Here is a 12,865-nt window from a genome sequence, read left to right on the forward strand (position 1 = left end):
CTAATGGAACAAAAAATCATTTGTCAATTGCAGAAGATTTGTGGGGAAAAATATGTCTACACCTTATCTGAAGATGTAAAAAGATATTTGTACGATGAAACAGAAGAATTAATTAGACCACAGGCCAATACGGATTGTATTGTCGTCCGTCCATCAACAAATGAAGAAGTAGCTCAAATATTACAAACAGCAAATGAAATGAATTTTTATGTAATTCCTCGTGGTGGCGGTACCGGTGCCTGTGGTGCCGTCGTTCCGACAAAGCCAAGTGTCATCTTATCAATGGAACGGTTTAAAAATATTATAGAAGTGGACCGTACAGGCATGATGATAACGGCACAATCCGGAGTTACCTTATATGAATTAAACGAATTCTTAGATAAAGAAGTACATGAACTTTATTTTCCTTGCCATCCTGGCGATGAGGGAGCACAACTTGGCGGCTTAGCCGTTGAAAATGCCGGTGGAGTCCGGGCCGTAAAACATGGTATTATGCGGAATTATGTTAAAGGCTTAAAAGTATGTCTTGCTTCCGGTGAAATTGTACAGCTTGGCGGAAAATTACTGAAAAACAACATGGGTTATGATCTTATGCATTTAATTATTGGCTCTGAAGGAACATTGTGCGTTATTTTAGAAGTTACTTTTAAACTTCATCCACGATTAGAGCATACCGGAGCCATGGTTGTATCTTTTAATAATGCCAAGGATGCAATAGATTGTGTAGCTGCAGTACAGACATCAGGCATTATTCCTTTAGCAGTAGAATATATGGATAGAGTTATAGCTTTAAAAACAGCGGAGGAAATCGGAAAACCTTGGCCACTCCATGATAGGGGTAATGTTGATATCATTTATATGCTGGAAGGGAAGTCGGAAGACGAGTTATATGAAATGGCAGAAAAAATAGATATGATTTCAGCTCAAACAGGAGCCTTAACTTGTATTATTGCAGAAGATGAAAAGAAGCAGAAGGTTATTTTAGATATTCGTTCTGCCATATATGAGGTATTTAAGCCGTATTTTGTTGATTCTCTTGATACGGCAGTGCCCATGTGCCATGTAAATGATTTACTTACCGATTTTGATAATATTGCCTCAAAATATGGAACAACGACACCGCGAGTAGGACATGTAGCAGATGGGAATTTTCACAATTTTATTTTGAGGAATAATGATGGTTCTGTCCCGGAATGGGCAGATGATATACGGCGGGAGTTTTATGAGGCGGCAATTACTTATGGCGGTACAATAACGGCAGAACACGGAACCGGGAAAACCCGAAAAGATTACATGACCATGCAATATTCCCCCGGAATATTATCAATTATGAAAGGCATTAAAAATATTTTCGACCCGAAAGGTATTTTAAATCCAAACTGCATATTAGATTAAGAAATAACTTCCGGTAAAAATAAAATCTGTAAAAAGTATTTTACTGTAAGCTTCATTAAGAATGCTGATAAAAGGAGTGTGAGTATAATGAACTTTTCTGTAAGAATGTCCAGAATCAAACCGTCTGCTATTCGTGATGTGCAAAAGAAGATCTCGCAGCGTCCGGGTGTTATCTCTTTTGCAGCAGGGCTTCCGGATCCTGATTTGTTTCCGTTAGATGATTTATCTGCAGCGACAGAGGCAACAATTCATAAACATGGAAAAATTGCTTTTCAATACGGCTTGACAAAAGGGTACGGGCCTATGATTGATACCATTATTCACCGTATGAAATCTAAAGAAAACGTGGAGGCACTGCCGGAAAATATTATTATGACGACGGGGTCGCAACAAGGGCTTGCTTTATGTGCAATGATGCTTCTTGAGGAAGGTGATATTGTTGTGGCGGAAAATCCCAGCTATTTGGGGGGAATTAATGCCTGCCGTCCTTATGGAGTATCGTTTATCGGTGTGGATACTGATGACGAAGGTATAGATACGGAGCTGTTGGATAAGAGTCTTCGTGAAAATCAGAAGGTTAAGCTGCTATATGTTATCCCGAATTTTCAAAATCCAACGGGAAAGGCTTGGTCTTTAAAGCGGCGAATAGCATTTATGGAAGTAATTAAAAAATATGATGTATTAGTCGTTGAAGATAATCCTTATGGAGAAATTCGCTTTGAAGGAAGCCCGGTCCCGTCTTTAAAATCCATGGATACAGAAGGGAAGATTGTTTATTTGGGATCATTTTCAAAAGTTTTAGCTCCCGGCTTACGATTGGCTTGGATCTGCGCAACTTCTGAAATTATTCGTCAGGCGGAACTTATTAAAGAAGGCTGGGACTTGCAGTGCAATCAATTCTGTCAGGTTCAGGCCGTGGAATATATTCAATCTTTTGACTTTGAAGCTCATATTAAAAAGATTCAACAACGATATAAAGGTAAATGCAATTTAATGTTAGAACAGATGAGCAAAGAATTTCCCGAAAACGTTTCCTTTACCCGGCCGGAGGGGGGCATGTTTATTTGGGTGACACTTCCGGAACATTTAGATGCCGGTACATTTTTGGATATTGCTTTAGAAAAAGGCGTAGCCTATGTACCCGGTGAATTTTTCTATGCCGATGAAGGACCTAAAAATACATTGAGAATGAATTTTACAACCGTATCGGAAGAAAAAATCGCAGAAGGAATTAAACTGTTAGGGCAAGCACTGCATGGCGTTTGCTAAATAAATCCTGTCGGTATACCTGCAGGTGCGGATATTCTTGTTTGAGTATAGCTGTGTTTTTTGAGGAGGTATTCATATGAGTTACAAGATAAGCCCCAAATTAGTATTTACTATGCTTATTTTAGGTGCGTGTTGGTCCATTGTTTATATTATTCCCTTTATTCAGTATATTTGGTATGACCCTTTCAAAGAATTTATTCACGGTACAAATATGGAGATGGGGTTTCTTATCACGATTTACGGTTTCGGAAATGTTTGGGGCGCCCCTTTAGGCGGCTGGTTTGCCGACCGGTTCAATTATAAATATATTTATGCCGGTTCTGTCATATTAAATGGATTAATTACCTTGGCTTTCGTTTTTAACCCGACTTATTCTTTTGCGGTAGCTATGTGGGTAGGCTTTGCATTTGCCAGTTTGTTTATGAATTATCCCGCTCATATCAAAATTATCAGGAGCCTGACTACTGATGAAAACCAGGGAAAAATCTTCGGTTTCAATGAAACCTTTATAGGTGTCTGGAATATTATTATCAATATGATGATGATGGCTATCTATGTGAAATTTATGGAAGGGATTGCCGGGCTTACGGCAGCAATGATTGGAGTTGCTATATTATCTATCATATTAGGTGCTATTGTCTGTATCGTATTGGAAAGTCCCAAAAAACAGCTTATTCGGGAAGAACAGTCCAATATTGTCAAGGATTTTATGCTTGTCGGTAAAAATCCGGCAACTTGGCTTGTTGCCATTCTTGTGTTTTCCATTTATTCTTTTTTAACGACCTTAACATATTTTACTCCTTATTTTACGAATGTTCTGGGAGTAACCATCGTTTTTACCGGATGGGTCGCGATTTTACGCCAACATGGCATGACATTGCTGGGGGCTCCGATCGGCGGTTTTCTGTCTGATTGGATCAAATCTCCTTCGAAGGTTTTGGTAGGAGTGCAGGTCCTGGGCGTGCTGGGTTTCATTTTGTTATTGACAGTTCATGAAATGAGTGCCGCGTTTATTATTGCATTAACGCTTATTTTATCGGCAGCCGTTTATATTGGACGGGGCTCTTACTATGCGACTATTACAGAAGCCGGGATTCCGAGAGAATTGACGGCATCGACTATCGGCATTGCCGCGGCGGTCGGATTTTCACCGGATCTTTTCCAATTTACATTGTTCGGATATTGGCTGGATATTTACGGCAATGCTGCCTATGCCTACATGTTTATTTTCCAAGGGATCGTTTTAATTATCGGTACATTCGCGGCTATAGGAATTTTGCGGCTCCGTAGAAAAAACAGGCCCTATATCGAAGAAGCACATACTGCTGAATAAGACTTTTTTATGAAACAATAATAGAACAATGTTCTGTTTTTCATAAAGGAGGTGCTTTATATGAAGTCCGACAGCAGTGACAGTACTTTAAAACGCACTTTAAAAGGCCGCCATATTAATATGATCGCATTGGGCGGAACGATTGGTACCGGCCTTTTCGTAGCTATGGGAGGATCCCTCAGTACTGCCGGCGCCGGCGGAACTCTTGTTGCTTATAGTGCTATCGGTTGTATGGTTTATTTTCTTATGACCAGTTTGGGGGAAATGTCTACCTATATCCCTGTATCCGGTTCATTTGAAACCTATGCTTCACGGTTTATTGATCCGGCGCTCGGATTTGCCCTGGGATGGAATTATTGGCTCAATTGGACTGTAACCGTTGCATCGGAACTCGTTGCGGCAGCCATGCTTATCCGCTTTTGGTTTCCTGATACAAGTTCTTTTTTATGGAGCGCCTTGTTTCTGACGATTTTAATTTTCCTTAATGTTTTATCGGCAAAATTGTACGGGGAATCGGAATTCTGGTTTGCCGGCATCAAGGTTATTACCGTTATTGTGTTTCTTATTGCCGGAGTAGGTCTTATTACAGGACTTATCGGCGACAAGCCGGTCGGTTTTGAGAATCTGACGGCAGGAGAAGGGCTGTTTCCCGGAGGAATTTATGCCGGCTTCAGTGTTTTTCTTATTGCAGGCTATTCTTTTATGGGAACTGAAGTTATCGGTGTTGCCGCCGGAGAATCGGAGCATCCGAAACGTGATGTCCCCAAGGCCATCCATGCGGTATTCTGGCGAATTTTTCTGTTTTATATAGGGACGATCGTCGTTGTCGGTTTGCTTATGCCATATAACGATCCCGAACTCTTGCACAGCGGTATTGAAGCTATCGGTGTCAGTCCCTTCGTTTTGGTATTTGAACGCTCGGGAATGGCAATGGCCGCGACCGTTATGAATTTTATTATATTAACGGCAGTGCTGTCCTGTGGAAATACGGGGATTTATGCCGGATCACGCATGCTTTATGCCATGGCTCGGGAAGGAAAAGCGCCTGCCCTATTGACTAAAACGAGCAGAAACGGCGTTCCTTATCTTGCGGTCCTTACTACGGCCGCTGTCGGAATGCTGTCTTTTCTTACTTCTTTTGCAGGAACCGGTACCGTTTATGTTTGGCTCGTCGATGGTGCCGGCCTGACCAGCTTTATTGCCTGGTTCGGTATTGCCTGGAGTCACTATCGCTTTCGACTGGCATATATAGCACAGGGGAAGAAGCTGGAAGAACTTCCTTACAGCAGCCGCGGGTTTCCCTTCGGGCCAATTTTAGGCATGGTTGTCTGTACCATTGTTATAGTGGGACAAGCCACATTCTTTATTACTGATGAAAGCATTGACTGGAGCGGGCTTATTGTAACATACAGCAGTGTTCCTTTATTCCTGTGTCTTTTTATGTGGTACAAAATAAAGTACCGTACGCACGGTATAAAAGCGGAAGAAGCCGATTTTTCTTCGATCAAAGAATCCCGTACATAATCAAAATAAGCGGGTTTAGAGGGAGATGAATTATGAATTATCAAGAAGAATATAAGAAAAAACTGACAACGCCGGAAGAAGCGGTAAAAGTCATACAAAGCGGAGATTGGGTGGAATACGGCTCCTTCGGCAGCCCGCTTATCGCCTTGGACAGGGCCTTGGCAGCAAGACGGGATGAATTGCATGATGTTAAGATCCGTACCGATTTTGACCCTGTCATGCCCGCTGTAGTTGAAGCGGATCCGGAAGGAAACGCTTTTACATATCACAGCTTTCAGTTTAGTGCCGTTGAACGCCATCTGATGAAGGAAGGCAAATGTTACTATATTCCAATGCTTTATCATGAGCTTCCTACATATTTCAGCAAAATTTATGACTGTTCGGTAGCCATGGTTCCCGTATCTCCGATGGACGAATTCGGAAATTTCTATTTAGGGCCGCAGGTCTCTCATAATAAAGAAATGATTGATCATGCCAAAATCGTCATTTTGGAAGTAAATGATCAGATGCCCCGCTGTTTGGGCGGTTACTACGAAACTGTCCATATTTCCGAAGCAGATCTTGTTGTTGAAACAAGCAATCCTCTTATAGAAGTACCGCCGGCAAAATCAGACGCTGTTGATGAACGGATTGCGCATCACGTTATGAATGAACTTTGTGACGGCGCTACCATTCAGCTCGGAATCGGAGGTATTCCCAATGCAATTGGTGCGATGATCTCCGTATCCGATTTGACGGACTTGGGGATTCATACGGAAATGTTTACCGATTCCATGGTGGATATGGTGCGTTCGGGGCGTGTTACAGGGAGAAAAAAGAAAATTAATTGCAGTAAACACGTTTATACTTTTGCAATGGGAATGAAGGAATGCTACGAGTTTGTAAATAACAACTCTTCTTGTGCCGCCTTTCCCGTAAATTATGTCAATGATCCGTTTGTTATTGCTCAGCATGATAATTTTATGGCTATTAACGGAGCCTTGGAGGTGGATTTGTATGGACAAGTATCGTCGGAGAGCTCCGGAATATTTCAGATTTCCGGTACCGGCGGACAAATCGATTTTATGCTCGGATCATATCGTTCTCAAGGCGGAAAAGGTTTTATCTGCCTGCCGTCGACATTTAAGAAAAAAGACGGTACAGTCATTAGCCGCATCCGAAATTGTTTTGAGCCTTACACTGTTGTAACGATGCCTCGAACTATAACAAATTATATCGTTACGGAATACGGTGCAGTTCAACTGAAGGGAAAATCAACCTGGGAAAGGGCGGAGTTGCTTATTTCTATTGCCCACCCGGATTTTAGAGAAAACTTAATCAGACAGGCAGAATATATGAAAATTTGGCGCAGAAGTCAAAAACGCATTTGATCACCATAAATATATTCTTTGTAGCATCCGAGGAGGAGCCGGAATGAATGAAACGATAAAAAGGAAAGTGTTGACACGTCTTGAGAGATGTAAACAATGTGAACTTTGTATTTTTTATTGTCCTAAAAAATGTATTTCATTCAGCGATGAAGTGAATGGCGGCGGCTATCATTATACCTGCATTGATGATACTGCATGCATCGGCTGCGGTACTTGTTATATTGTATGTCCGGACGGCGTATATGAAGTTTTGGGCAGTTAGGAGGCAGAAAAATGAAACAATTTATGCAAGGAAATGAAGCCATTGCCGAGGCGGCAGTCCGAGCCGGAGCCAGAATGTTTGCCGGATATCCTATTACGCCGACAACAGAGATATTGGAATATTTATCATGGCGTCTCCCTGAAGTCGGAGGGACCTTTGTACAAGCCGAATCAGAAGTTGCCAGCATCCATATGGTGGTGGGCGCCGCTACCTGCGGTGTCCGAGCACTTACGGCTTCCAGCGGGCCGGGGCTCAGCTTAAAGCAGGAAGGCATCTCGGTTTTGGCAGATGAACGGCTCCCGGCGCTTATTATTAATTCGGTACGGTACGGCAACGGTATCGGAACGCTCGTATCATCCCAATGCGATTATCTTAGAGATACCCGCGGCGGAGGCAATGGCGACTACCGCCCGTTCGTACTCGCCCCTTCAAGTATTCAGGAGGCCGTTGATCTTGTAGGTATCGGTTTTGATTTGGCGGAAAAATATCGAATGGTTTGTATGCTGGAGACGGAAGCGGCACTTAGCCATATGATGGAAGATTGTGAACTTCCGGAAATGCAGGATCCGCACCGATACGATTGGGGCATGGACGGGCATTATACGCATCCCCGAATCGGTATATTTGACCGCAACAGCGTGCAGGAGGCCAAGGAGTGGATGGTCGAAAAATATGCCCTTATCAAAGAAAATGAACAACGTTGGGAAGAAGGGTATCTAAATGATGCCGAATATATTTTTGTTTCCTACGGGCTGCCGGGGCGCAGTACCGTCGGTGCCGTCGAGACTCTGCGCGCACGGGGAGAAAAAGCGGGTTTTATCCGTCCTATTACTTTATGGCCATTTCCCGAAAAGGCTTTTGAAAAGATAAGTGCTCATGTAAAGGGTATTATGACCATAGAAGCAAATGCGACAGGACAACTCATTGATGATGTCGCATTAACGGTAAAACGCCAAGGCAAGGGAATGATTCCGGTATATACACATCCTTATATTTGGGGAGTCGCGCCGCGCCGAACGATTATTGACGACTATCAAAAAATGAAAGCAGGAGCCTTAAAGGAGGTATATTGATATGGCAGTTGCAAAGAAAATCCCGTACATTATCGACAAACCTATGGGGTTTTGCCCCGGCTGCGGCCATGGCGTCGTTATTCGATTGATTGCGGAGTCTTTAGAAGAATTGGGACAAGATAATAATATTATTTTTGGAATCGGTGTCGGCTGTTCCAGTCTTTTGGGCGGAGGCCTTAATGCCGATCGTCAGCATTGTCCTCACGGTCGTGCCGGAGCGGTGTGTACCGGAATGAAGCGGGTCAATCCGGAAAATATTATTATTTCTTATCAAGGAGACGGGGATGCTTACAGTATTGGTATCGGCGAAAGCACTACTGCCGCTTATCGTAATGAGCATTTTACAACGATCGTAATTAATAATACGAATTATGGGATGACCGGCGGGCAGATGAGTCAAACGACGTTGCCCGGACAAAAGACCAGTACAACGGTCGGAGGACGAGATTGTGACATAACCGGTTTTCCCATGCGATTTCCGGAGATGATTGCTCACAGCTTTAATCCTGCATATGTTGCCCGTGGCAGTATTGCCAACATCAAAGATATCCATCAGGCTAAAAAATTTATCAAGAAGGCTATTGAAGTCCAGATTTCCGGTGAAGGGTATTCCTTTGTGGAAATACTTTCTCCCTGTCCGACAAATTGGCATATGAGCCCGATACAGGCCATGAAGCATATTGAGAATGTTATTAAACCTTATTTTCCTATAGGGGAGTTTAAGTTACCCAAAGCTGATACATAAGAGGAGGATACGAAAATGAAAGAAATACTCTTAGGAGGATTAGGCGGTCAAGGCGTTCTCACGGCGGGAACAATGCTTGCCGAAATGGCTATTTATAAAGGGTATAGCGCGACCTGGAGTCCGGAATACGGATCGGCAATGCGCGGCGGCACGGCAAGTTGCGTTGTTAAATTCGGAGAAGGCCGTATTTACAGCCCGGAAAAAGAAGAGCCGGATATCCTTTTGGCAATGAATAAGGAAACGTTGAGTAAATTCGGGGATATTGTAAAAAAAGAAGGCGTAGTTATTATTAATTCCAATATGGTGTCCGTTCCTGAAGATTTTCGAAAAGACGTTCAGCTCATTGAAGTGCCATGTTTAAATTTGGCGGAAGAAATACATCATCCCAAAGGTGCCAATATTATTATGAGCGGTGTTATTATTAAAAAAACGGGAAATTTTACTATGCAGGAAGCTATCGACGGAATGAACGATACGTTTCGGCGTAAGGGCAAAGAGAAATTTGAAGCATTGAACACTGCCGCTATGAAAACAGGGTTTACATTTACATAGTATCCGGTATTTAATACTGTATTACGATGTCCAATATTTATAATATAACGCAAAGAACGAACCCTCTCTTAATTTTAAATCCACCCGGACAACTTCGTCGGTCCGGGTGGATTTAAAATGTTTTGGAAATTTATTATAGTAATGATAAAATATGAATGTATTTATTCATATTTTATCATTACTAAGGAGGGGCGGAGATGAATAATAATATTGCATCTGTAGAAAGAGCTCTCGATATATTGCTTTTATTATACGGTGAAGGAAAAGAAATGGGAGTATCTCAAATTGCAGGGACATTGGGCATATATAAAAGTACAGTTTTCAGGACCTTATATACACTGCAGGAAAAGAACTTTGTACAGAAAAACGAGCTTACAGATAAATATTGGCTGGGCCCCAGTTTATATACGATCGGAATGATGGTAGCCAATTCATACTCTTTAAGTGATATCGTTGCGCCGGAGGCCGAGGTGCTTTGCCAAAAAGTAAAAGAAGTTATTAATGTCTCCGTACTTCATGCAGATCCCATTAACGGATATCGCAGTGTCGTGGTCTTTAAGGCAAAAGGACCGCAGCAAATTTTGGGGGTCGATCCGCAAATCGGTTCCAGCACAGCCGCATATTCTTCCTCTGTCGGTAAATGTATGCTTGCTTTTAATAATATTGATTGGCAAATTATTAAGGGCACAAAATTTCAACAATTTACAGAGCATACTATTACGGATGTAGCCGAATTAAAGACGGAACTGGAGCGAATTCGTGCGCAAGGATATGCAATTGACAATGAGGAACGCGAAATAGGGTTGTTTTGTATAGGCGCACCTATTTTTAATAAACATGGGAAAGCAATTGCCGCAATTTCTGTTTCAGGACCCAAGGCACGCATTACTGACAGCCGATTTCATGAAAAAGTAAAGTTATTAAAAGAAGCGGCACGGCATATTTCTATAGCTACCAATGAATTAGCGTAAGAAGTCATTATTTATCGCCTAAATAAATTATAATGCGATTTGGTTTGCGGATTCTTTACATAGTCGATTTTGACCTGCAATGAAGAAATCGTGAAAATAATCAAGGAAACCCAAATAAAAGACAGCGCAATGAGCTTGCCGAAACCTAATTCTTCCTTAAAGAAGAAAACACTTAATAAAAAAGAAATCGTCGGACTGATATACTGAATGAAGCCGAGGACGTTCAACGGCAGGTTATTGGCGCCATAGGCAAAGAGCAGAAGCGGCACGGCCGTGACGGCGCCGCAGCCGATAAGCAGCAAAGCTGTCGGGACATCGGCTGTACTGAAGTGGCCGCCCGTACCTTGGCCCAAGTTGTAAATATAAATGACCGCCGGTGCCAGCACGATAAGTGTTTCCAGGGTAATGCCCGAGACCGGGTGCAGATGCAGACTTTTCTTTACAGCACCGTAAACGGCAAAGGATGAGGCGAGGAAAACGGATATCCACGGGAAGCGGCTGTATTGCCAGGTCATGAGGATGATACCCGTTGCAGCGAGGATGAGGCTGGCCTTTTTCGGTGTATTGAGCTTTTCGGAAAAGCAGGTGATGCCGAGGAATACGGACATGAGCGGATTCAGGTAGTAACCGATACTCGTGTCGAGAACATGGTTGTGCGTGACGGCCCAAATGTAGGTGAGCCAGTTGGCCGTAATAAGCAAGGCCGCTGCAATTAAGAAGAAAAGCTTCTTCTTTTCCGCCCACAGACGGCGGCAGTCATCACGTAAGTGCTTTTGATTCGAAAAGATGAGAATGGCCGACATGAGGACGAAGGACCAGGCAATGCGGTGTGCCAAAATCTCGTTGGCGTTCACGTGAGTGAGCAAGTGCCAGTAGAGGGGCAACAGACCCCAAATAACATAACAAAGGCACGTGGACAGTAAGCCGCGGCGATAATTTTTATATTCATTTTCGTTCAATATAGTTCACATCCCGGATAGTAAGTAATGTACGGAATTATTGCCGGTCGTTGTAAAGGTTGATTTTCTTCGGCAATGCTTTGTTCAAGATGATGGCCACGACGGCCGCCGCAGCAATAGATGAGCTCAAAAGATAGCGCAGGAGCTGCGGCAGCGTTGCCACATAGTCCGGCGGCAGGAGATAAAGGGCCAGCGTCGTGATGACGGGCAGGCCGATAATGAACATGTTGCGTTCATCCAGCTCCAGCCGACGAATGACGCGCAGGCCGCTGAGGGCGATAATGGATGAGACGATGACAAAAATGCCGCCGATGACGGGTGTCGGGATGGAGGCGATGAGAGTGGCCAGCTTGTTGGACAGACCGAAAAGCAGCATCCAGAAGGCGCAGCCGTAAAAGGCATGGCGGCTGGCAACGCCGGTAATGGAAATGAGGCCGGCATTGGTGGAGTAACCCGTGGCGGGCGTGCCGCCGAAGAGGCCTCCTAAAAAGCAGCTCAGCCCTTCACCGAGGATGCCGCGGTCGAGCTGCTCGTCCGTAAGCGGTATTTCGATGACGGAGCTTACGGCAAACCACGTGCCCGTCGTTTCCGCCAAAAGGACAATATAGATTAGAATCATCGTCACGATGGCAGGAAGCTCAAAGGCAACGGGGAAGCCGGCAAAGGCCGGATGAGGCAAAGTGAACCATTCCGCCTGGGCGACGGCATTGAGGGAGAAGCGCCCCATGGAAGCGGCCGCGAGGCAGCCTGCAATGAGGGCCATGATAACGGAGCCGATACGCAGCCAGTTCCCTTTTTTTCCCAAGTGCAGGCCGAACATGACACAGAGTGTAAGAACGCCTCCGGATACGAGAGCGAGGACGATGTTTTCCGTAATCGTGCCGCTGCCGCGGACTGTGAATATGTTGTCCTTCAGACCGATGGGAATGAGGGAAAGGCCGACGACAAAGATAATCGTGCCGCCTACGAGGGGCGGTACAAAGTAGTTGACGGCTTTGCGTACGATGCCTGTCAGGCCGAGAAGGCAGACGACAAGACTGCCCGCGAGAATGGCGCCGAAGACGGCGGCCAGACTGTCAAGGCCCGTGCCGGATGCCGCGGCAATACCGGCAATGGCGCCGATGGGAACGTACGACGGTCCCTGGGCGACGGGGAGCTTCATGAGAAAACGGGATTGAATGAGCGTGCCCAAGCCGGCGGCAATGAAGGTTGCCTGAATGAGAAATGCCGAATCCTTGACAGATAAGGCAAGGATGCCCGAAATGATGAAAGGGACGACGTAAATATCCATAGCCAGCAGGTGCTGCAACCCCAAAATGAGCGACTGCAGGGGAGGTAAAGCTTCGTCAGGCTTGACGAGAAGCGAGCCTTCATAGTGATGTACGGTCGTAGTTTCTGTAGACATATGTCCT

General features: G+C 44.3%; 12 protein-coding genes. 10 read left to right on the top strand and 2 right to left on the bottom strand.

Annotated elements, in window-relative coordinates:
- Positions 1-3 precede the first annotated feature (3 nt).
- From BQ2674_RS07935 to BQ2674_RS07980, 10 genes are all read left to right on the top strand, one after another.
- Positions 4-1,395: an FAD-binding oxidoreductase gene (locus BQ2674_RS07935; RefSeq protein WP_075573243.1), complete on the top strand. Its 1,392-nt coding sequence runs from the start codon at positions 4-6 to the stop codon at positions 1,393-1,395.
- Between the two features lie 87 nt (positions 1,396-1,482).
- On the top strand, positions 1,483-2,664 hold the full coding sequence (locus BQ2674_RS07940) for an aminotransferase-like domain-containing protein (RefSeq protein ID WP_075573244.1): 1,182 nt from the start codon (positions 1,483-1,485) through the stop codon (positions 2,662-2,664).
- Between the two features lie 76 nt (positions 2,665-2,740).
- Positions 2,741-3,997 carry an MFS transporter gene (locus BQ2674_RS07945; protein WP_075573245.1) on the top strand — a complete coding sequence of 419 codons (1,257 nt, stop codon included), beginning with the start codon at positions 2,741-2,743 and terminating at the stop codon, positions 3,995-3,997.
- 60 nt (positions 3,998-4,057) lie between these two features.
- Complete coding sequence (locus tag BQ2674_RS07950) at positions 4,058-5,521, top strand: amino acid permease (protein ID WP_075573246.1); 1,464 nt, start codon at positions 4,058-4,060, stop codon at positions 5,519-5,521.
- A 32-nt stretch (positions 5,522-5,553) separates the two neighbouring features.
- Positions 5,554-6,891 (top strand): acetyl-CoA hydrolase/transferase family protein, encoded by a 1,338-nt coding sequence (locus BQ2674_RS07955; RefSeq protein ID WP_075573247.1) that lies wholly within the window; start codon positions 5,554-5,556, stop codon positions 6,889-6,891.
- A 43-nt stretch (positions 6,892-6,934) separates the two neighbouring features.
- Entirely contained in the window at positions 6,935-7,153 is a 219-nt protein-coding gene (locus BQ2674_RS07960; RefSeq protein ID WP_075573248.1) for a 4Fe-4S dicluster domain-containing protein, read from the top strand.
- Between the two features lie 11 nt (positions 7,154-7,164).
- Complete coding sequence (locus BQ2674_RS07965; RefSeq protein ID WP_075573249.1) at positions 7,165-8,226, top strand: 3-methyl-2-oxobutanoate dehydrogenase subunit VorB; 1,062 nt, start codon at positions 7,165-7,167, stop codon at positions 8,224-8,226.
- A 1-nt stretch (position 8,227) separates the two neighbouring features.
- Positions 8,228-8,971, top strand: a complete 744-nt coding sequence (locus BQ2674_RS07970) for a thiamine pyrophosphate-dependent enzyme (RefSeq protein ID WP_075573250.1) — start codon at positions 8,228-8,230, stop codon at positions 8,969-8,971.
- A 15-nt stretch (positions 8,972-8,986) separates the two neighbouring features.
- Entirely contained in the window at positions 8,987-9,523 is a 537-nt protein-coding gene (locus tag BQ2674_RS07975) for a 2-oxoacid:acceptor oxidoreductase family protein (RefSeq protein WP_075573251.1), read from the top strand.
- 197 nt (positions 9,524-9,720) lie between these two features.
- Positions 9,721-10,494: an IclR family transcriptional regulator gene (locus BQ2674_RS07980; protein WP_075573252.1), complete on the top strand. Its 774-nt coding sequence runs from the start codon at positions 9,721-9,723 to the stop codon at positions 10,492-10,494.
- Positions 10,495-10,505: 11 nt separating this feature from the next.
- Here the strand turns inward: BQ2674_RS07980 and rarD are convergent, their stop codons facing one another.
- Together rarD and BQ2674_RS07990 are read right to left on the bottom strand one after the other, a co-directional pair.
- Entirely contained in the window at positions 10,506-11,453 is a 948-nt protein-coding gene (gene rarD / locus BQ2674_RS07985; protein WP_083222325.1) for an EamA family transporter RarD, read from the bottom strand.
- A 37-nt stretch (positions 11,454-11,490) separates the two neighbouring features.
- A complete protein-coding gene (locus BQ2674_RS07990) occupies positions 11,491-12,858 on the bottom strand; it encodes a uracil-xanthine permease family protein (protein ID WP_075573253.1) in 1,368 nt (455 codons plus the stop codon).
- Between the last annotated feature and the right edge of the window lie 7 nt (positions 12,859-12,865).

The organism is Megasphaera coli, assembly GCF_900095855.1.
GTDB lineage: Bacteria > Bacillota > Negativicutes > Veillonellales > Megasphaeraceae > Megasphaera > Megasphaera massiliensis_A.